The organism is Mycobacterium farcinogenes (assembly GCF_019739075.1).
GTDB classification, from domain to species: Bacteria; Actinomycetota; Actinomycetes; order Mycobacteriales; family Mycobacteriaceae; genus Mycobacterium; species Mycobacterium senegalense.
In genome coordinates this window covers 6,306,256-6,326,406 of the sequence record NZ_CP081673.1, presented here as the reverse complement: position 1 = coordinate 6,326,406, position 20,151 = coordinate 6,306,256, and the positions used below count along the sequence as shown (strand labels likewise).

Annotated in this window: 19 protein-coding genes and 1 pseudogene; 9 read left to right on the top strand and 11 right to left on the bottom strand. The window is 66.0% G+C overall.

Annotated elements, in window-relative coordinates:
- Nucleotides 1–67: 67 nt before the first annotated feature.
- Nucleotides 68–1,291 carry an alpha/beta hydrolase gene (locus K6L26_RS30175; protein ID WP_036390511.1) on the top strand — a complete coding sequence of 408 codons (1,224 nt, stop codon included), beginning with the start codon at nucleotides 68–70 and terminating at the stop codon, nucleotides 1,289–1,291.
- Nucleotides 1,292–1,319: 28 nt separating this feature from the next.
- Nucleotides 1,320–2,738 (top strand): WS/DGAT/MGAT family O-acyltransferase, encoded by a 1,419-nt coding sequence (locus K6L26_RS30170; RefSeq protein WP_047038790.1) that lies wholly within the window; start codon nucleotides 1,320–1,322, stop codon nucleotides 2,736–2,738.
- Between the two features lie 97 nt (nucleotides 2,739–2,835).
- Here K6L26_RS30170 and K6L26_RS30165 read toward each other — a convergent pair whose 3' ends face one another.
- On the bottom strand, nucleotides 2,836–3,741 hold the full coding sequence (locus tag K6L26_RS30165) for a LysR family transcriptional regulator (protein ID WP_065062318.1): 906 nt from the start codon (nucleotides 3,739–3,741) through the stop codon (nucleotides 2,836–2,838).
- A gap of 106 nt (nucleotides 3,742–3,847) precedes the next feature.
- On the opposite strand from K6L26_RS30165, the gene K6L26_RS30160 reads away from it, so the two are divergent.
- Both K6L26_RS30160 and K6L26_RS30155 read left to right on the top strand, forming a co-directional pair.
- On the top strand, nucleotides 3,848–4,261 hold the full coding sequence (locus K6L26_RS30160) for a cupin domain-containing protein (RefSeq protein WP_065062407.1): 414 nt from the start codon (nucleotides 3,848–3,850) through the stop codon (nucleotides 4,259–4,261).
- A 22-nt stretch (nucleotides 4,262–4,283) separates the two neighbouring features.
- A complete protein-coding gene (locus K6L26_RS30155) occupies nucleotides 4,284–5,201 on the top strand; it encodes an NADP-dependent oxidoreductase (RefSeq protein WP_065062320.1) in 918 nt (305 codons plus the stop codon).
- 7 nt (nucleotides 5,202–5,208) lie between these two features.
- Here K6L26_RS30155 and K6L26_RS30150 read toward each other — a convergent pair whose 3' ends face one another.
- From K6L26_RS30150 to K6L26_RS30110, 9 genes and pseudogenes are all read right to left on the bottom strand, one after another.
- On the bottom strand, nucleotides 5,209–6,054 hold the full coding sequence (locus K6L26_RS30150; protein ID WP_036390504.1) for a TauD/TfdA dioxygenase family protein: 846 nt from the start codon (nucleotides 6,052–6,054) through the stop codon (nucleotides 5,209–5,211).
- A gap of 29 nt (nucleotides 6,055–6,083) precedes the next feature.
- A complete protein-coding gene (locus tag K6L26_RS30145; protein WP_036390502.1) occupies nucleotides 6,084–6,419 on the bottom strand; it encodes a hypothetical protein in 336 nt (111 codons plus the stop codon).
- 2 nt (nucleotides 6,420–6,421) lie between these two features.
- Entirely contained in the window at nucleotides 6,422–7,690 is a 1,269-nt protein-coding gene (locus tag K6L26_RS30140) for an aromatic ring-hydroxylating oxygenase subunit alpha (RefSeq protein ID WP_221852355.1), read from the bottom strand.
- A gap of 53 nt (nucleotides 7,691–7,743) precedes the next feature.
- The gene (locus tag K6L26_RS30135) at nucleotides 7,744–8,487 is read right to left on the bottom strand and encodes an SDR family NAD(P)-dependent oxidoreductase (RefSeq protein ID WP_036390500.1); all 744 of its coding nucleotides are present in this window, start codon (nucleotides 8,485–8,487) and stop codon (nucleotides 7,744–7,746) included.
- Nucleotides 8,484–9,539 (bottom strand): ferredoxin--NADP reductase, encoded by a 1,056-nt coding sequence (locus K6L26_RS30130; RefSeq protein ID WP_081281763.1) that lies wholly within the window; start codon nucleotides 9,537–9,539, stop codon nucleotides 8,484–8,486. Before K6L26_RS30130 ends, K6L26_RS30135 begins: the two co-directional genes overlap by 4 nt.
- 68 nt (nucleotides 9,540–9,607) lie before the next feature.
- Nucleotides 9,608–10,060: a MarR family winged helix-turn-helix transcriptional regulator gene (locus K6L26_RS30125; RefSeq protein ID WP_019348620.1), complete on the bottom strand. Its 453-nt coding sequence runs from the start codon at nucleotides 10,058–10,060 to the stop codon at nucleotides 9,608–9,610.
- Nucleotides 10,061–10,136: 76 nt separating this feature from the next.
- Nucleotides 10,137–11,394, bottom strand: a pseudogene (locus K6L26_RS30120) (amidohydrolase family protein).
- Entirely contained in the window at nucleotides 11,391–11,720 is a 330-nt protein-coding gene (locus tag K6L26_RS30115; RefSeq protein WP_019348622.1) for a hypothetical protein, read from the bottom strand. The pseudogene K6L26_RS30120 and the gene K6L26_RS30115 overlap by 4 nt, the downstream one beginning before the upstream one ends.
- Nucleotides 11,721–11,724: 4 nt before the next feature.
- Nucleotides 11,725–12,999, bottom strand: coding sequence for an aromatic ring-hydroxylating oxygenase subunit alpha (locus K6L26_RS30110; protein WP_036390498.1), 1,275 nt, complete (start codon nucleotides 12,997–12,999; stop codon nucleotides 11,725–11,727).
- A 146-nt stretch (nucleotides 13,000–13,145) separates the two neighbouring features.
- Between K6L26_RS30110 and K6L26_RS30105 the strand changes: the two genes are divergently transcribed.
- Both K6L26_RS30105 and K6L26_RS30100 read left to right on the top strand, forming a co-directional pair.
- Nucleotides 13,146–14,606 carry an aldehyde dehydrogenase gene (locus K6L26_RS30105; protein ID WP_221852353.1) on the top strand — a complete coding sequence of 487 codons (1,461 nt, stop codon included), beginning with the start codon at nucleotides 13,146–13,148 and terminating at the stop codon, nucleotides 14,604–14,606.
- 10 nt (nucleotides 14,607–14,616) lie between these two features.
- Entirely contained in the window at nucleotides 14,617–15,759 is a 1,143-nt protein-coding gene (locus K6L26_RS30100) for an amidohydrolase family protein (RefSeq protein ID WP_036390496.1), read from the top strand.
- On the opposite strand, the gene K6L26_RS30095 is transcribed toward K6L26_RS30100, so the two are convergent.
- Nucleotides 15,756–16,358, bottom strand: a complete 603-nt coding sequence (locus tag K6L26_RS30095) for a TetR/AcrR family transcriptional regulator (RefSeq protein ID WP_036390495.1) — start codon at nucleotides 16,356–16,358, stop codon at nucleotides 15,756–15,758. The genes K6L26_RS30100 and K6L26_RS30095 overlap by 4 nt on opposite strands.
- A gap of 125 nt (nucleotides 16,359–16,483) precedes the next feature.
- Between K6L26_RS30095 and K6L26_RS30090 the strand changes: the two genes are divergently transcribed.
- From K6L26_RS30090 to K6L26_RS30080, 3 genes are read left to right on the top strand one after another with little or no spacing between them, the layout of a single operon-like run.
- Nucleotides 16,484–17,653, top strand: a complete 1,170-nt coding sequence (locus K6L26_RS30090; protein WP_221852351.1) for a spirocyclase AveC family protein — start codon at nucleotides 16,484–16,486, stop codon at nucleotides 17,651–17,653.
- Nucleotides 17,650–18,471 carry a CbbQ/NirQ/NorQ/GpvN family protein gene (locus tag K6L26_RS30085; RefSeq protein ID WP_221852350.1) on the top strand — a complete coding sequence of 274 codons (822 nt, stop codon included), beginning with the start codon at nucleotides 17,650–17,652 and terminating at the stop codon, nucleotides 18,469–18,471. The genes K6L26_RS30090 and K6L26_RS30085 overlap by 4 nt, the downstream gene beginning before the upstream one ends.
- On the top strand, nucleotides 18,468–20,144 hold the full coding sequence (locus tag K6L26_RS30080; protein ID WP_221852348.1) for a nitric oxide reductase activation protein NorD: 1,677 nt from the start codon (nucleotides 18,468–18,470) through the stop codon (nucleotides 20,142–20,144). The genes K6L26_RS30085 and K6L26_RS30080 overlap by 4 nt, the downstream gene beginning before the upstream one ends.
- Nucleotides 20,145–20,151: the final 7 nt, after the last annotated feature.

The window sequence follows — 20,151 nt, the reverse complement described above, 5'->3', positions numbered from 1 at the left end:
TTACGTCAGGTGGACAAGTCGGCGAAGTTGTCACCGGAGCCGATCGGCTGCGGGGTACGCTCGCGCAATGACGGCACGACCGGATAACCGGTACCCCGCACCGACGCTCGCCGATCGGGCGCGATGGTTGCTACGCGCCAAGCCTGCCGACCATATGCTGGCACTCAGCGTTGCGTCGGCTTCGCTACCGGTGGTGGGTAAGCACCTGGAACCGTTCGGCGCCCTCACGGCGATGAGCGTGTGGGGATTCCGGCACCTTCCCGGATTTGTCACGTCTTCGGCGAAGTCCTGGTTCGCCCCGGGCGACGACGCGCTGCGCAAGGCGGAGCGGGAGCAGACCAACGCCGTCGCCCAGCAGGCGCTTCGTGGCGTGGTCTCGGCGGCGGAGTTGGCCATCGACTGGCCGGCGCCGGACCACATGCCCCCGTTGTGGCACACCCTTGAGTACCGGCGCGACGTGTACCGGACCTCAGTACGCTACGGCGACGATCCGACCCAGTTGCTCGACGTGTGGCGGCCCAAGCAGTTGCCCGCCCAGCCCGCGCCGGTGTTGCTGTTCGTGCCGGGCGGCGCCTGGGTGCACGGCGGGCGCATCCTGCAGGGCTACGCGCTGCTGTCGCATCTGGCCCGGCAGGGCTGGGTGTGTCTGTCCATCGACTACCGGGTTGCCCCGCACCACCGCTGGCCCCGGCACATCACCGACGTCAAGGCCGCAATCGCCTGGGCGCGAGCCAATGTCGACAAGTTCGGCGGTGACCGCAACTTCGTCGCGATCGCGGGCTGCTCGGCCGGTGGCCACCTGGCCGCGCTGGCCGGCCTCACCCCGAACGACCCGGACCTGCAGGGAGACCTGCCCGACGGTGCCGACACCTCGGTCGACGCGGTGGTAGGCATCTACGGGCGTTACGACTGGGAGGACCGCTCGACCGAGGAGCGCGTCCGATTCGTCGACTTCCTGGAACGGATCGTGGTGGGACGCAAGATCGATCGTCATCCGGAGATCTTCCGGGCGGCGTCGCCGATCGCCCGGATCCACCCCGATGCACCGCCGTTCCTGCTCATCCACGGCACCGGGGACAGCGTCATTCCGGTGGCGCAGGCCCGCAGTTTCGCCGACAGGCTCAAGGCGGTGTCGCGTGCCGTTGTCAGCTACATCGAACTGCCTGGGGCCGGGCATGCCTTCGACATGACCGACGGGGCCAGAACCGGGGCGATGGCCACGGCAATTGGCTTGTTCCTCAACCGGATTCACCGGAACCGAGTGATGGGCGAGGCCAAAGCAGTCATCTAGACGTTTCCACACACTGGGGAGGGACACCGTGAAGCGGTTGAGTGGGTGGGACGCGTTCCTGCTGTATACCGAGACGCCCAACGTGCACATGCACACGTTGAAGATCGCGGTTATCGCGCTAGAAGACATGGGGGGTCGGACCTTCGGGATCGACGAGTTCCGCGAGGTGATCCGCGGACGTCTGCACAAGCTGGACCCTTTCCGCTACCAACTCGTCGACATCCCGTTCAAGTTCCATCACCCGATGTGGCGGGAGAATTGCGACGTCGACCTCGAATACCACGTCCGGCCGTGGCGGGTCCGGGCGCCGGGTGGGCGCCGTGAACTCGACGAGGCGATCGGCGAGATCGGCAGCACCCCGCTGGACCGCAGCCGGCCGCTGTGGGAGATGTACTTCGTCGAGGGGCTGGCAGATGGCCGCATAGCGGTCGTGGGAAAGATCCACCACGCCTTGGCCGACGGGGTCGCCTCGGCGAATCTCCTGGCCCGCGGGATGGACCTGCAGGACGGTCCGGAACGCGACGACGACTCGTATGCCACCGATCCCGCACCCACCAGGACCGAACTGGTGCGCTCGGCTTTCGTCGACCACATGCGCCAGCTCGGCCGGTTGCCCGGTACGGTGCGTTACACGGCCAAGGGTTTCGGGCGGGTGCGACGCAGCAGCCGCAAGCTGTCGCCCGAGCTGACCCGGCCCTTTACCCCGCCGCCGAGCTTCATGAACCACATCCTCGACGAGAAGCGCCTATTCGCCACGGCCACACTGGCATTGGCCGACGTCAAAGAAACCAGCAAGAAGCTGGGTGTGACGATCAACGACCTGGTGCTGGCCATGTCGTCGGGAGCGCTGCGCACGTTGTCACTCAAGTACGACGGCAAGGCCGACCATCCGCTGCTGGCCTCGGTGCCGATGAGTTTCGACTTCTCGCCGGACCGTATTTCCGGCAACCGCTTCAGCGGTGTATTGGTGGCGTTGCCGGTGGATGTCGCTGACACGGCCGAGCGGGTGCGCCAGGCCCACGATGCCGCCGCCCTGGCCAAGGAAAGCCATCAACTGATCGGACCGGAACTGATCGCGCGCTGGGCCGCATACATGCCGCCGGCGCCGGTCGAGGCGATGTTCAAGTGGCTGTCCCATCAGGACGGGCAGAACAAGGTTCTCAACCTCAACATCTCGAACGTGCCGGGTCCGCGGGAACGCGGCAAGGTCGGCGGTGCCACCGTCACCGAGATCTACTCGGTGGGGCCGATCACCACCGGCAGCGGGCTCAACATCACCGTGTGGAGCTACGTCGACCAGCTCAACATCTCGGTGCTCTCCGACGATGCCACGGTCGAGGACCCGCACGAGGTGACCGACGGAATGCTCGAGGAGTTCCGCGAAATACGCCGGGTCGCAGGCCTTTCGGATGAGCTGACGGTGGTCGAGTCCGCGATGCCGCAGTAGTTCGCCGGAGGGTCCCCCTGCACCGCGAGCGTGCGTGTCTGTCGCCGACACACCGCGCAACTGCGACAGCCTCTGCACGCTCGCGGCGAGTCGGCGTTCACCGGCTGGTGCGCTGAGCTGGTTGGGCGGAGGCCAGCAGGAATTCCGCGAGCTTGGCGCTGGCCGGTCCGAGTCGCGACGTTTCGGCCGAAGCGAGATAGATCTTCCACGGTATGGCGGGTCGAATGTCGATGGCGCGCAGGTCCGGATAGTGGGCGGCTTCGCTGGCCGGCATGATGATGGTGCCCAGCCCGTGGCGGACCAGACGCCCGGCGATCGAGTACTCGAGGGCGACCTCGTGGGACACCCGCGCCGAAACGCCCGCGGCGGTGAACGCGCCATCGACGAGGCGTCTGAGGCCGAACTCGGGCGGGAAGCCGATCAGGTCCTCATCGCAGAGCTCGGCGACACCGACTGCGTCGCGGTGCGCAAGGAGATGATCGGTGCGGCAGACGAACACCATCGGCTCCTCGCACAGCAACTGCATGTCGACTCGGGTGGGGAACCGGTCGGGTGCCGAGATCAGGGCCAGGTCGAGCGATCCGTCCGCGATCGCCGAAAGATATGCGATGGAGCCGATTTGGCTCTGCCTCAGCCTGATGCGGACAAATGGGTACTCACGGTGGAAGTCGCCGAGCACCATCGGCACGTCGAGCGTGCCGAACGAGATCAGGGACCCGAGATCGACGGTGCCCGTCAGTTCCCCGTGGTAGGCGCTCACCGCGTCTTTGGCCAACCGTGCGGTCTGGACCACCTGGCGGGCGTGCTCACGGAACAACTCGCCTGCCGGCGTGATCCTGATCTGGTGCTTGGAGCGGTCGAACAGTTCGACACCGAGTTCCTTCTCCAGCTTCGCGACCGCCGTCGACAGGGCCGACTGGACCACGTGCGTCTGGTTCGCGGCGCGGGAGAAGCTCATTTCACTGGCGACCGCGATGAAGTATTCAAGCTGCCGAAGTTCCATGCTCTAAGTATCGCGTTCCACGATAGAGATGATCAATATCGTTCGTTGGACTTGATGAGGCAGCGCTGCTCTGATGGAAGGACAAGATTCAAACGAAGGAAAGAGCATGCTGGCTGCAGGCAATGTCATGATCACCGATCTTCTGTGCGTCACCCCGCCCGAGATACCCGACGGCGCACACGCGATGACGCAGTTGGTCGAAATCCCGCCGGCTGACGAGGGCGTGCAACCGCATCGTCATTCCGGGCCTGTTTTCGGCTACGTGCTGGAGGGTTCGATCCTTTTCGAGTTGGAAGGGGAGGCGCCCAGGAAAATTGTTGCGGGTGAGGCCTTTTGGGAACCGGGCGGAGACGTGGTGCACTATCAGGTCGCCAATCTCGACCCGCACCACCGCAGCGTGTTCCTGGCCGTCTGCCTCTGCGCGCCAGGTGTCGACATGATCACCATGCTGGAACCCGACGAGATCAAGGCCCGCGAACACCTTCGCCACCCGAGCGCGCGTCGAACCACGATCAGTTGACCGAAGCAACGAGGAGGCAAACGTGCAGGCAATAATCACCAGCGACCGTGCGGCGGGCTTCGCCGGACTCTCGCTGTCCGACGTACCGTACCCTCACGCGGCGGAGAACGACGTCATCGTCCGGGTGCATGCCGCGGCGTTCACACCTGGCGAGCTCGACTGGCCCGCAACGTGGACGGATCGCGCCGGACGGGATCGGACGCCGACTGTCCCGGGGCACGAAGTGTCGGGGACCGTCGTCGAGCTGGGCTACGGCACCACCGGCCTGACGATCGGTCAGCGGGTGTTCGGGATCACCGACTGGGCTCGCAACGGCACACTCGCCGAGTATGTCGCGGTCGAGGCGCGCAATCTGGCGCCATTGTCGGCCGATGTGGACCATGTTGTCGCGGCGGCACTTCCGATCTCAGGTCTGACGGCGTGGCAGGGTTTGTTCGACCACGGACGGCTCGCAACCGGGCAGACCGTGCTGATTCACGGTGTGGCCGGCGCGGTCGGGTCGATCGCTGCGCAGCTGGCCCAGGCGCACGGAGCCCGGGTGATCGGCAGCGGGCGAGCCGCCCAGCGGGACACGGCGCTCGCCTCCGGCGTCGAGGCATTCGTCGATCTCGAACGAGGGTGGGCAGACGAAGTCGGCAAGGTCGACGTCGTCTTCGACGTGATCGGTGGCGAGATCCTGGATCGCTCAGCGGACGTGGTGCGGCCGGGCGGCACCCTGGTGACCATCGCGGAACCGCCTCGGGTCCAGCCGGCCGAGGCACGGGCGGTCTTCTTCGTCGTCGAGCCCGACCGGACGCAGCTCGCCGCGCTGGAACGCGAGGTTCGCAACGGCCGCCTGCGGCCGTCTGTCGGTGCGGTGCTGCCGCTCGAGGACGCGGTGTCGGCCTTCGACCCGGCGCACCGCGGCGCGGGCAAGACGATCATCAGGGTCGGCTCGTAGAGCGCGCTTACTGAATCGGCTCGTCGCCGAGCACCGTGGTGCGCAACATGTGGCGCGGTGAGTTGGGCTCGTAGGGCGCGGCGCGATGCAGGACGCCCTGGTTGTCCCAGATGACGGTGTCGCCGACGGACCACTTGTGGCTGTAGACCTTGTCCGGGGTGGTGGCGTGCGCGAGAAGCTCGGCGAGCAGGGCCCGGCCCTCGTCGCGATCCATGCCGACGATGTAATCCGCCGATGCGCCGAGCACCAACGACTTTCGTCCGTTGCGGTGCGTCCACACCAGGGGATTTTCGTGGGTCGGCCGGGCTTTCCAACGGCTCAGCTGATCTGGCGTCGGATCGGGGTAGACGCGTCGCTGGGAGGCTTCCAGGGAGTGGACCACCCGCAGTTCGCTGTAGCGCTGCTTCTCGGCCTCGTCGAGTGAGTCGTAGGCGGCATAGGTGTTGGCGAACTCGGTCTCTCCGCCCCGGGCGGCGACTTCCAGCGCGGAGAGCACCGTGGCCTTCTGCGGGCATTCGTCGTGCATGGGCGTGCAGCCGTCGATATGCCAGTCGAAGGTGGCCTTCAGGTACTCGGCGGCCTTGTTCTTCGTCTTGTCGAGGGTGATCGGGTAGATGCCCGAGACCGGGTGATGGCCATCGGCTGAGCGGTCGATCTCCCCGAGGCGCTGCGAAAAGGCCACCTGCGCTTGCGGGTCCAGGTGCAGTCCGTGGAACACCAGCACGCCGTTGTCTTCGAGGGCATCGAGGACGGCGGCCGCCAGGCTGTCGTCGGTGCCCAGCCGTTCCGGGTCGACGCCGACAACCTCGGCGCCCACCGACGTGGTCAGTTTGTTGATGGTCAGCACACTCATCGGTGCGTCCTCTCGGTGCTCGGTCGGGCTTAGGGGCGTGGTTCTCCGGTGCGGATCATGACGGCGTCCGCGGAGTCGGTCGGGGCCGGCTGGTGCATGATCTCGACGGACATCGCGACCATGATCAACGAATAGATCAGGTGCAGCAGGTTGAGCGCGTCGTCCGGAATGTCGTCGAGCGGAAACTTGTCGCAGTACTCGATGGCGTCCTCGACGCGGGGAAAGAAAGCTTCGTAGAACTGGTGCATCTCGGGCATGGTGCTGGCCAGCCGCCGCTCCCAGCGCTCGGTCTCGGTTGGCAGACACCATATTTCGGCGTAGGGCTCCAGCTCGGCGAAGGCGCTGGGCAGTCGGGACGATGGCATGGTCACACCCCTGCCGGGGTGCGTTCGCGCTGGTATTCCTCGACCCAGTCGACCGACATCTTGTGCAGGTGCCGCACGAGGATCTCCTGATCGTTGAGCGGATAGTCGTCGATGACGTCGTACTCGAGGGCGGCCTGGGTGCCGCCGAGCATGCCGGCGTCCTGCAGGGCGAACTCCTTGAGCACCACCGCGGCCACCTCGTGCTCGATGCGTTCGCGCACGGTGCGGGCCGGGTGGAAATAGGTGAACGCCTCGAATCGGTGCGTGTTGTGAGAGGTCGGCCAGTAGCGGTAGAGCAGGTACCAGCCGCCGTAGATCAGGATCTCGAGGTTGGGGAAGATCTGGAAGTTGCTGATGCCCCACGGCTCGATGTTGCCCGGGTTGAGCCCGTGCATCGGCAGTTCGCCGATGTCCGGCGTCCGCCACGGGCCCACCAGGCCGCTCTGGGTGGCCCGCTCGATCGGGTACATGTATTCCGGTGCCAGCAGCCAGCGCCGGGTGCCCGCCGTCGAGACCAGCCGGTGCGGGCCGTCGAGTTGAAAGTGTCCACAGGTGAAGCCGGCGTTGGGGTCTCGGACCTCGGGCGGTACCTGCTGGGTGTGCAGTGACGGCACGTGGTAGTACTCCTGGAAGGCGTCGGCGAAGATCTTCCAGTTGCTGTTGTTGTGCGCCACCCAGTCGTAGCGCTCGGTGAGCTTGCCGAAGGGATAGTCGTCGAGTGCGGTGACCATCGGGCCGAGAAAGTCGCGCAGGCTCTGGCGTGGCTCGCGGTCGAAGTTGACGAACACGAAGCCGGCCCATACCTCACAATGCACTTCGACCAGGCCGTAGTCGGCGGTGTCGAGCCCGGTGAAGCGGTCCGTGTCGGGCACCGCGATCAGACGGCCGTCGAGGCCGTACCGCCATCCGCAGTGCCGGCATGCGAATTCGCTTCCCGTGCTCCGCAGTTCGGTGGCACGGAAATCTGCCGGCACTACGGTGTGGCCGCGTCGGCGGCACACGTTGTGGTAGGCGCGGATGTTGCCGCCAAGGTCTTTCACCAGCAGCAGTGACGCGTCGGCCGCCTCGACCTGGCGGGTGATGTAGCTGCCGGTCTCGGGAGTTTCCTCGACCCGGCTGATGTTGAGCCACGCTCGTTTGAAGATCGCCTCCCGCTCCAGGGCATAGAAGTCCGGGGAGATCGAGTCGCGGAACGGGATCGGGGCAGTGCCCAGATCGGGGTAGTGCTCGGTCCAGGATCCCTCAGCCGGTTTGGGCCACTTGGTTGCCATGAGAACCTCCGGGTGACTAGTGGGTGTGGGGACTGTTTGTGGAGCGGGCCTCGCTACATCACCGAGCCGCCGTTGACGCCGAGTGTCTGTCCGGTGATGAAGCCGGCCTCGTCTGAGCACAGAAATCCCACGGCGGCAGCGATATCCGCGCCGGTGCCCAGCCGGCCGAGCGGGATGTTGGCGGCGATCGTCTCGTTGGACGGCAGGTATCCGGCGGCTTGCGACTGGTGTTGCATCGGGGTCTCGATTCCCGACGGCGGAATGTTGTTGACCGTGATGCCGTGCGCGGCGTACTCGCGGGCCAGTGATTTCGTCAAGGTCAGCAATGCGCCCTTGGATGCGGCATAGTGCGCGGCGAACGGCGTGCCGCGCTGAGCGCTCGACGACGAGATCAACACGATGCGGCCCCAGCCGGCCTCGACCATGTCGGGAAGCGCGACCTGACAGCAGCGGAATGTCCCGCTCAGGTTCACGTCGATCATCTGTGCCCACGACTGTTCGGTGATATCGGCGAAGGAGGCGTAGCCGAACATGCCCGCACTGGTCACCAGGATGCCGACCGGCCCGAGCTCACTGCGGACCTTGCCGAAGGCTTCCTCCACCGCGGCACGATCGGTGATGTCGGCACCGACCGCGAAGGCGGTGACGCCGGCTGACCGCAGGTCGTCGGTCACCCGTTGGGCCGCATCGGCATTCACGTCGAGCACAGCGATCTTGTGGCCGCGCCGGCCCAGCTCATGGCACGTCGCTTCGCCCATTCCCGATGCCCCACCGGTCACCACGGCGACTCTGCTCATTCGTACACCACCTTTACTGTGCGGCTGGTCGGCAGTGCCTGGCAGGTCACCACCCAGCCCTCGGCTACCTCGTCGTCGTCGAGGGCGTCGTTGTTGAGCATGCGCGCGCTGCCCTCGACCACCTGAGCCATACATGTTCCGCACGAACCGGTTTCGCACGATGAAGGTGCTTTCAATCCGGCCAGTCGGGCCGTCTGCAGCAGTGTGTTGCCGGGGCGGTAAGGCGCGGTGACGGTGCTGCGGCCGAGTTCGATGGTGACCTCTTCGGTGACGGCGGGTTCGGCCGGATCGACCGCCGCAACCGCGGCCATCGTGAAACGTTCCAGGTGTATCCGTTGCTTGGGAATCCCGGTATCGAGCAGGACCTGCTCCACGGTGTCCATGAACGGGGCGGGTCCGCAGACGTAGAAGTCGGCGGTGTCGCAGTCGCGGACGAAGTCGGTGATGGCCTGGGCGGTGACGACGCCGTCGAGTTCGTCGAGATGGTGGTGTACCGCGAAGCGGCCGGGGTGGCTGTCGGCGAGGTCTGCCAGGGCGTCACGGAAGATCACCGATTCGAGATTGCGGTTGGCGTAGAACATCCGGGCCTTGCGGCTGGTGGTGGCCAATGCCGAATGGGCCAGGGAGAACACCGGCGTGATGCCGCTGCCGCCGGCGAAGGTGACGATGTCGCGGTCGGTGGCGCTCAGCACGAAGCGACCCTCGGGGGCCGCGGCGTAGATGACGTCACCGGCGCGCACGGTGTCGTTGATCCAGTTGGAGACCAGGCCGCCGCGATCCCGTTTCACGGTGATCCGGAGGTCGGCCCCGCGGTGCGGGGAGGAGGACATCGAATAGCACCGGCGATGCTCGATGCCGTCGATCGTCACCTTCAGCGTGACGAACTGGCCTGCCAGGTAACGGAATTCATCTGAGTGCTGCGGGGCGATTTCGAGTACCAGTGACACCGCTTCCGGGGTCTCGGTGACCACCTGTTTGACCCGCAGGGGGGTGAACCCGTCGGCGTCGGACATGTCGGCGGGTGCGCTGCGCGTTGGGGTCGCGGTTTCCATCGAGAGCAACAATATCAAGTACTTGTCATTAATCTCAAGAGGTTGATACCTAAGGGGGGCATCCGGTTCTACGGGTCGATGTGGTCGGAGTACGGCGTGTGGCCCGTGCCCTGCTCGATCACCCGGCGCAGGAGGGCACGCAGTTGCTCCTGCTCCTGGTCATCGAGCACACCGAACACCCGGTCATGGGCGGCGACCGCGTCGGCCACCACCGCCGACGCCACCGCGCGGCCCTCGTCGGTCAGGAAGACCTGCAGGATTCGTCCGTGCTGGGGGTCTTGCTTACGCTCGATCAAGCCGCGCTTTTCCAGCGCGGTGAGCGCCAGCTGCACACCTTGCGGGGTGATCAGCAGGCGTCGGGCCAGCTCCGCACCGGACAGGCCCGGCTGGTTGCTCAACTGGCGCAGCACACCGATCTGCGCCGTGGTGACGCCGTGCTCTTTCACCGACTCGTTGACCTCGGTGAGTGAGAAGTAGAAGGCCTGCTTGAGCCACCACAGGGTGTTCTCGGTCAGATCCATCCTCGTCTCCTGCCACGCGCGTCACCTCGACGCTAGCGCACCGCGACCGATTCGCGGCACGCACCTGACCCGCAGGTCAGGGACCCTTGTAGACCACCCCGTCCTTCATCACGAACCGGACGTCGAGCATCGTGGCGATGTCCACACTGGGATCGCCCGCGACGGCGATGACATCGGCCAGATATCCCGGGGTCAACTGCCCCAGTTCGTCGGCCGCGTCGACGAGGTCCGCGGACACTGTCGTCGCCGCCTGCAACGCCTGCATCGGGGTCATGCCGCGTTCGACGAGCGCACACAGTTCCTTGGCGTTCTCGCCGTGCGGCACCGCCGGCGCGTCGGTGCCGCACGCGATCCGGACGCCGGCGGCAATGGCCTTGGGCAGCATGGACTTTGCCCGGGGGAACACCTCGAGCGCCTTCTTGCGCAACTCGGGTGCGATGCGGTCGATGGCCATCGCATCGGTCAGATATGTGGTGGACACCAGGAAGGTGCCGTGATCGACCATCATCTGGATCGTCTCGTCGCTGGCCAGGAACCCGTGTTCGATGCAGTCGATGCCGGCTCTGATGCACGCCTGGATCGCGGTGTCGCCGACGGCGTGCGCGGCGACCTTGACCCCGGCGCGGTGCGCCTCGTCGGCGATAGCGGCGAACTCCGCATCGGAGTACTGCTGGGCCCCCCGGGGCGGTGCTGTGTGACATCACGCCGCCGGAGGCCGACACCTTGATCAGCTTGGCGCCGTGGCGAATCTGATAGCGCACGCACGCGATGACGTCCGGCACCCCGTTGGCGATGCCCTCGGCGATCGACAGCGGCATGATGCCCGGCGCCAGGCGCTGGAACACCGTGGGATCGAGATGGCCGCCGTACGGTGTGACGGCGTGGCCGGCCGGGTAGATGCGGGGGCCGTGATGCCAGCCCTGGTCGATGGCCCGCTGCAGCGCGACGTCGAGCAGGTAACCGCCGGTCTTGACCATGAGGCCCAGGTTGCGGACGGTGGTGAACCCGGCCTCGAGCGTGGTGCGTGCGTTGACCGCGCCACGCAGCGTGCGGTACGCCGGGTCGTCCTGCACGCCGTGCATCGGCGTCGGCAGGCCGCCCGGGTTGCCCGGCCCGCCGATCAGCAGGTTGAGCTCCATGTCCATCAACCCGGGCAGCAGAGTGGCGTCACCCAGGTCGATGACGGTGGCCGAATCCGGTGGCGGGCCTTCGGGATTGACGGCGGTGATGCGGTTGCCCTCGATGACGATGACGGCCGGGGACCTGACCTGGCCGGTGGTGACGTCCACCCACCGGGTGGCACGCAGGACCGTCGTGGAGTGCTCCGGCGTCACGGCACCGGCTCGGCGACGCAGTCCAGCGACGTGGCCCCGGAATCGGGTACCCGCGGTTGCTTCCAGCACTCGACCGGGAAGGACACCGTCACCATCGAATACAGCAGGTGCATCAGGTTCAGGACGTCCTCCGGCATATCGTCGAGGGAGAACTTGTCGCAGTAGCTGATCGCTTCCTCCGCCCGGGGCGTGATCGCGTCGTAGAAAGCCTGCATCTCGGTCATGGTGGAACCCAGCCGTTTGGCATAGCGCTGCGGCTCACTGGGCAGGCACCAGTCCGAAAACTGTTCCAGGTCGGCGAATTCGGCCGGCAGTTTGATGCTCATCGGTTCACACTCCTGCGGTCTTGCGCTGGTAGTCCTCGATCCAGGACGCGGTTTCCTTGTGGAGGTGCCGCAGGAGGATCTCCTGGTCGCAGAGCAGGAACTCGTCGACCACCCGAGTCTCGATCGAGGTCTGCGTGGCTTCCAGGGTGTTGGCGTCCTGCAGGCCGTACTCCTTGAACGACACCGCGGCCAGTTCCTGGGCCAGCCGCTCCCGCGGCGTGCGCGGCTGCGGAAAGTACAGCGTGCACTCGAAGGTGTGGGTGTTGAACGAGGTCGGCCAGTAGTGATACGTCAGATACCAGCCCTGGCCCCAGAACAACATGACGAAGTTGGGGAACAACTGGAAGGAGTCCAGCCCCCACGGATCGCACTTGGCGGGGTTGAGGCCGGCCGGCATCTCGCCGAGATCCGGTTTGTCCCACGGGCCGAAAAGCCCGCTCTGGCAGATGTCTTCGATCGGCTTGCGCATCTCGTCGGCCATCTCCCACGCGCGCACCCCGGACGTGCTGACCAACCGGTGCGGCCCTTCGATCCGGTAGTGCGGTGCTTCGAATCCGGCCTCTGCGGCGGCCTTCGAGTAGGCGGTCGGGGATTGGTTCGCGTGCAGGATGGGCGCGTGATAGAACTCCTGGAAGGCATCCATATAGAGCTTCCAATTCGCCTTCACCTCAGAGCGATAGGTGAATCGCGAGGTCATCTTGTCGAACGGGTAGCCCTCCAGTCCCGTGATCATCGGGCCGAGGAATTCGCGGAGGGATTGTTCGGGCGCTTCGGCATGGCCGGCGAAGTTGACGAAGATGAACCCCTCCCATACCTCGCAGTGCACCGGCACCAGGCCGTAACGGCTCTTGTCGAGGTCGAAGAACTCCGACTCCTGCTGGACGAAGGTGAGCTCGCCGTCCAGGTCGTAACGCCAGGCGTGGTACTTGCAGGTGAACTGCCGGCATACGCCGCTGGTCTCCTCCAGAGGCATGTCGTCCCACACCAGCTTGTTGCCGCGGTGGCGGCAGACGTTGTGGAAGGCCTTGACCTCGCCGGACTTGCCGCGCACCAGGATGATGGAGGTGTTCGCGGCCTTCATCTCCCGGGTGAAGTAGCTGCCCTTGCGTGGAAGCTGTTCCACCCGGCCCACATTCAGCCAGGCACGCTTGAAGATCGCCTTGCGTTCCAGTTCGTAGATCTCCGGGCTGATCGAGTCTTCGTAGGACACCGGGCCGGTGCCCAACTCGGGATAGTGCTGAGTCCAGCTGCCTTCAGCCGGCTTGGGAAACCGAGCCATGCCCGCTCCTTAAGCGATGTGATGCGGCCGGCGGTGCTCACGATGGGCTGCGGCTGCCGGCCAGGGCTTCAAATCGACCGTAGACGCCGGTTCCGTCAATGACAAGTAGTTGATACTCTGGGCCGGACTGAGGCGGGAGGATCCGAATGGATCAGCATCTTGGGGAGTTCCTCGGAGTCGAGGCGGACTGGTCATCGAGTGGTGACCCCGCCGAAACGATCGAGGTCATCTCACCCCACACCGAGCAGCCGATCGCTCGGGTGGTGGCGAGCCGGCCGGCCGATGTGGACGCGGCCGTCGCGGCCGCCCGCGTGGCCATCGACCAGGGGCCGTGGCCACGGCTCGACCCGGCCGAGCGCATCGCGGCGATACGGCGTCTCGGCGAGCTCTACACCCAGCGACGCAGCGAGATGGCGCAATTGATCTCGGCCGAGATCGGCGCGCCGATCACTTTTGCCCAGCGGGCGCAGGTCGGGCTGCCCACGATGATGATGTCGGCGTTCTGCGACCTCGCCGAGAACTACCCCTGGCATGAGGCCCGGGCCGGGTTCTTCGGCTCCGATGTCCGCATCAGCAAGAGCCCGGTCGGTGTCGTCGCAGCCGTCGTGCCCTGGAACATGCCGCAGTTCCTGATCGTGACGAAACTGGTGCCCGCACTGCTGGCCGGCTGTGCGGTGGTACTCAAACCGGCACCGGAATCACCATTGGACGCACTGCTTCTGGCGCGGATCCTCAAAGAGGCCGGGCTGCCCGACGGTGTCGTCTCCGTCGTACCGGGGGATGCCGCCGTGGGCGCGCACCTGGTGGGTCACCCGGGCGTCGACAAGGTCTCGTTCACCGGCTCCAGCGCTGCCGGCCGGGCCGTCGCCGCGGCCGCCGCGGCCAACCTGACCAAGGTGAGCCTGGAGCTCGGCGGCAAGTCGGCGGCGGTGATCCTCGACGACGCGGACCCGGAAACCGTTGCGGCCGGCGTCCGGTCGGCCAGCTTGTCCAACAGCGGGCAGATCTGCAATGCGCTGACCCGGATCCTGGTACCGGCTTCGCGTGAACACGAGTTCGTCGACGCCCTGGCGGCCCGGATGACCGCGCTCAACGTCGGGGATCCCGCCGACCCGGCGACCGAGCTGGGGCCGCTGGTGTCGCGACGGCAGCAGCAGCGCGTTCGGGACTACATCGACCTCGGCCAGAAGGAAGGTGCCAGGCTGGTCTGTGGTGGCACCGACCTGCCGGACGGCGTCGAAGCCGGCTGGTACGTCCGGCCCACCCTGTTCGCCGGGGCCGACAATGCGATGCGCATCGCCCGCGAGGAGATCTTCGGGCCGGTGCTCACTGTGATCGGCTATCGCGACGAGGACGAGGCCATCGCGATCGCCAACGACTCCGACTACGGGCTGGCCGGCTCGGTCTGGACGGCGGACACCGACCGCGGGATCAGCGTCGCCGAGCGTGTACAAACCGGAACTTTCGGGGTAAACCAGGGGTACACAATGGATCCGTTCGCACCGTTCGGCGGCATCAAGGACAGTGGATACGGCCGGGAACTCGGCCGCGAAGGCCTTGAGGGCTATCTCGAGACCAAGTCCATAGCCGTCGCAACCGCACGTTGAGGGGACGAGTATGACCGTCACGGCATCGCCGAGGATTCCGGCCGAAGAGCGCATCGCCGTGCGATGCGTCGACTCCGATGTGCACCCGGTGCCGCGTCGCGGCGTGTTGGGGGAGTACATCCCGGAGCCATGGCGCAGCAGGTATTTCGGTACTCACGACGTGGGCGAGCTGATCTATTACGACGCGCCCGACTATGCGCACGCCTACGCCATGCGCACCGACACGTTCCCTTCCGACGGCGAGTTCGCCGGCAGCGACCCGGATCTGGCCTTCCGGCAACTGATCATGGAGGCCGGTGCCGACATCGCGATCCTGGAACCCGCGGCGTACTCGGCGCACATCCCCGAGGCCAACCATGCGATGAACTGCGCGTTGAACGACTGGCAGGCGAACCACTGGCTGGACAGTCACAACAACTGGCACGAGCGGTGGCGCGGGTCCATCTGCCTGGCCGTCGAAGCCCCGGAGCTCGGGGCTCAGGAGATCGAGCGGTGGGCCGGCCATCCGTACATGGCACAGATCCTGATCAAGGCGGAGCCGCGCCCGTCCTGGGGGGACCCGAAGTACGACCCGATCTGGGCCGCGGCCACCAAACACGACATCACCGTGAGCTGCCATCTGTCCCGTGGCGAATACGACGAGCTGCCGTTACCCCCGGTCGGCTTACCCAGCTACAACCACGATTTCATGGTCACCTACTCATTGCTGGCGGCCAACCAGGTGATGAGCCTGATCTTCGACGGGGTCTTCGACCGGTTCCCGACGCTGCGCATCGTGTTCGTCGAGCACGCTTTCACCTGGATCCTGCCGCTGATGTGGCGCATGGACGCCATCTACGAAGCCCGCAAGAGCTGGATGGACATCAAGCGCAAGCCGAGCGAATACGTCAAGGACCACATCAAGTTCACCACCCAGCCGCTGGACTACCCCGAGGACAAGACCGAACTGTCGCGGGCCTTCGAATGGATGGAATGCGACAAGATCCTGTTGTTCTCGTCGGATTACCCGCACTGGACCTTCGACGACCCGCGCTGGCTGGTCAAGCATCTGCCCGAGCACGCCCGTGAGAATGTGATGTTCCGCAACGGGATTGCGACCTACAAGCTGCCCGAGACCGTCCCCGTGCTCGAAGGGCAGGTGCGGGTCTTCTAGGGCAGCTTGATCGCCGACACGTACATGTCGACGATCGGCCGGTAGAGGTCGACGTCATCGAGTTCGCTGCCCAGCACCACCGAGTCGCTCGTGGCGATGAGCACCTGAGCGAACGTCTTCGGCGGTATCAGCAGGGTTGCTCCCCAACGTTCCATCCCGGTGGTGATGAACCTGCCCAGCGCCTCGACGACTTCTGCGCGCTTGGCAGCCACCCGTTCCCGGGCATCGGGGTTGCGCAGTAGGTAGAGGGCGAACTCGTGCCCCAACGCGGCATGCTCGGCGCCCCGGTCCCGGCTGAGCTGGCGCCAGCGCTTGGCGATTTCGTCGAGCTCGGCTTCACCGATCTGACTGGCGCTGGACATCACCTCGGAGAAGTTGTCGAAGTAGCGGCGCCAATAGCGGTCGCTGACGGCCAGGAACAGGTCTTCTTTGGTGGCGAAGTGCTTGTAGATGGCGCCCTTGGTGTAACCGGCGGCGCGGGCGATGTCATCGAGAGTGGCTGGTGCGAAGCCTTTTTCGGCGAACACCTCCTCGGCGGCGTCGAGCAGCACCGAGCGCGTGTGCTCAAGCCTGCGTTCCCGGGTCCAACGTTCCGCCATGGCAGAAGTCTGCCACAGAATCTGAGTGACCTATTGGAATCCCAGATACCCATGAGTATATTTGCATCCGGTCGGTCAGCTTCGAGCCGCCGACTGCTTCCGCGATCGTCAAGGGGAAACCGATCATGAGTGATCTGTCCAGGAAACCCGTCGTCACCGAATCCGTCAGCGACATCGCTGACCTCGAAAAGCAAGGCCCGTCGTCGTCGAACGCGTTCAAGATCTGGGCGACCGTCGGCGGCTTGGTCCTGGTGCTGACGTTGTATCTGTTCATCCGCTGGGTCACGGGACCCTATTTCGAGCCGGTGTCGGGTGGTCCGACCGAACCGCCGATGTACATGAAGATCCCGCTGATCGCCAACGCCGTCGTGCTCTGGGTGGGCCTGCCGGTCGCCTTGTGGTTCTTCATCGTTCGGCCGTGGCTGCGGGAGCGGCGGATCACCCTCGACGGCATGCTGCTGGTGTCGATGGCGCTGATGATGTTCCAGGACCCGATGCTCAACTACTACAGCACCTGGTGCACCTACAACGCGTGGCTGTTCAACCGGGGGTCCTGGGCGCCCTACATTCCGGGCTGGGTGGCCCACGAAGAACCGGGGCATACCGTTCCCGAACCGCTACTGACCAACATCCCCGGCTACGCCTACGGTGTCCTGCTGCTGACCATCGTCGGATGCGCGCTCATGCGCAAGATCAAGAACCGCTGGCCCGGCATCAGCACTCTCCGGCTGATCCTGGTCACCTATGGCATCGCCATCGTCTTCGACTTCGTGATGGAGGCGCTGGTCATGTTGCCGATCGGGTTCTACTCGTATCCCGGTGCCATCCAATCGCTCTCGTTCAACGCCGGGACCTACTACCAGTGGCCGATCTACGAAGGTTTCATGTGGGGCGGCGTCCAGGCGGCGCTGTGCTGCTTGCGCTTCTTCACCGACGACCGCGGGCACACTGTCGTCGAACGCGGAATCGACCGGCTCCGAGGCGGTTTCGTCAAGCAGCAGTTCGTCCGCTTCCTGGCGATCTTCGGCGGTGTCAGCGCGTGCTTCTTCCTGTTCTACAACGTTCCCGCGACGTGGCTGGGCATGCACGGCGATGCGTGGCCGGAAGATGTGCAGAAGCGCTCCTACTTCAACCCCGGCATCTGCGGCGAGGGAACCGACCGACCATGCCCGAACCCTGACCTGCCCTTGCCGACCAACCGCTCGGGGTACGTCAACCACGAAGGCCAACTGGTGCTCCCGGAAGGGGTGACGCTCCCGCCCGTCGTACCGATCCTTCAAGGCGAACAACCATGACGGTCAGTAAGTTTCGGCCGGTCACCGAACCGGATTCGCCGGCTCCGTTCTACCGAGCAGCCGGCACGGAAGTCGAAACCTTCCGGGCGGCTGCCCGCCGCGGCGCGCCGGTGCTGCTCAAAGGGCCCACCGGCTGTGGAAAAACCCGGTTCGTCGAGGCGATGGCGCACGAACTCGGCCGTGAGCTCATCACCGTCGCCGGTCACGAGGACATGACATCGGCGGATCTGGTGGGCCGCTTCCTGCTCAAGGGCGGCGAAACGGTCTGGGTGGACGGCCCGTTGACCAGGGCGGTGCGCGACGGTGCCATCTGCTACCTCGACGAGATCGTGGAGGCCCGTCAGGACACCACCGTGGTCATCCATCCGCTTGCCGACCACCGGCGTGAGCTGCCCATCGACCGGCTCGGCGCCACCTTGTCCGCGGCACCGGGCTTTCAATTGGTGATCTCCTACAACCCCGGTTACCAGAGCATCCTGAAGAGCCTCAAAGACTCGACCCGGCAACGGTTCGTCGCGATCAGCCTCGATTTCCCGGCTGCCGAGATCGAGACCGAGATCGTGGCCGTGGAGGCCGGGATCGACACATCCACCGCTGCGTCGCTGGTCGTACTCGGAAACGCCATCCGCGACCTCGACGGCTCGGCACTGAGCGAGGTCGCCTCGACCCGCATGCTGATCCTGGCCGGGGGCCTCGTCGCCGAAGGCCTCAGCGTGCGTGACGCCGTCCAGTCCGCCGTGGTGGAGGTACTGTCCGACGATCCCGACGTGATTCGGGGCCTCGGCGAACTCGCCGACGCGGTCCTGCCGCCACGGTGAGCACCGGCCCGGAGCCGCACCACTTCCGGTTTCTGGCCGGATACCTCGCCGGGCGGCCCGTCGACGTCGCGGTGGCCCGTGCGGGTGAGGCCGCTCACACCGACGGGCGGACCGTCTTCGTGTCGGCGAGCGCCGATCCGGACATCCAGCGGCGCGAGGTGCTGGTCCAGAGCGCGCTTCTGGGTGCCGGGAGCCTCGACGGCCGGCACGTGAAGCGCCTGCGGGCACGACCCTCGCCGGGCCGCCGTTACCTGATGCTCGAAGGGTGCCGGGTCTTGGCCGAACTCGGTCCCAGGATTGCGCTGGCGTCGGCGGTCGGTCCCGCCTGCGCTCCGCAGTCGGCCAGCTCCGAGGAGTCGTTGCGGATCGCCCTGGGCAACACCAGGCTCGCCCCGGCGCCGGATTGGTTCGGCACGATCAAACCCGGTGTGTTGATCCGCACCCACGCTGAAATCGGCTCGCGGGCCACGGATTCCGACGTCCGGATGAACTTCGAGCAGTCGTCCGACATGGATGAGGACGACGGCGACGACGGACCGACAGAGAAGAGTTGGATCCTCAAACTGTTCGAGGTCCCCGTCGGCACGCAGACACCCGCGAAATTCCTGCGCACCCTGTTCGGTAGCGCCCGCTCCTCGGGAAGCGAGGGGGCGGGCGGCGAACTGGGAGTCGGCTCGACCCGGCGCACGTCACGCGTCGGCATGACCGCTCGCCCGATACCGACCCCCATTCGCTTCACCGGAGCCGAGAAGCCCGGCGCGGCAATCGCGGTCGGTGGGGCCAGGTACCCGGAATGGGATGTCTTCGGTGGCCGGTATCGGGAGGACTGGTGCCGTGTCATCGACTTCCCCGCCACAGCCGTCGTGGATGGTTCCGCCGCCGGTGTACCGCGGGACACCGTGCTGCGCCGCAGGCTGGCGCGAGTAGGTCTCGGCCCCAAGGTCTTACGCGGCCGAGCCGACGGCGACGACGTGGATACCGAGGCCCTGATCGACCTGTTCGTCGATCTACACTCGGGATATTCACCAGCCGAGCATGTGTACACCGAACGTCGCAAGCTGGCCCGCAACCTCGGGGTACTCATTCTCGTCGACGCGTCGGGATCAGCGACCGATGCCGATGGAGACGGCCTGGCCGTCCACGACCACCAACGCCGTGCGGCCGCCACGCTCGCCATGACGCTGGAGGAACTCGGTGACCGGGTCGCGGTGTACGGGTTCCGTTCCCAGGGTCGGCACGCTGTGCATCTCCCTGCTGTCAAGACCTTCGGTCAACGATTCGGTGCCGGCGCGCGGACCAGGCTCAACCAGCTGCAACCATTCGGCTACACGCGGCTCGGGGCGGGAATTCGCGGTGCCGGCGAGATTCTGAAAAGTCGAGCGGGAACGCCACATCGGTTGCTGGTGGTGCTTTCCGACGGCTATCCCTACGACGACGGCTATGAAGGGCGCTACGCGCAGGCCGACGCCGCCAAGGCTCTCGAGGAACTGCGTGCGGAAGGCGTGGCCTGCCTGTGTCTGTCGATCGGGGCGGCGGGAGACGCCGACGCGCGCGATCAGGTGTTCGGCGCCGCCAGCTACGCCAGTGCCGCGACATTGGGCGAGCTGAGTCCGCGCATGGATGAGTTGTTCTTGTCGGCACTGGCCGAGTTGGCTGCGCCCCGGCGCCGGTGAAGGTGCC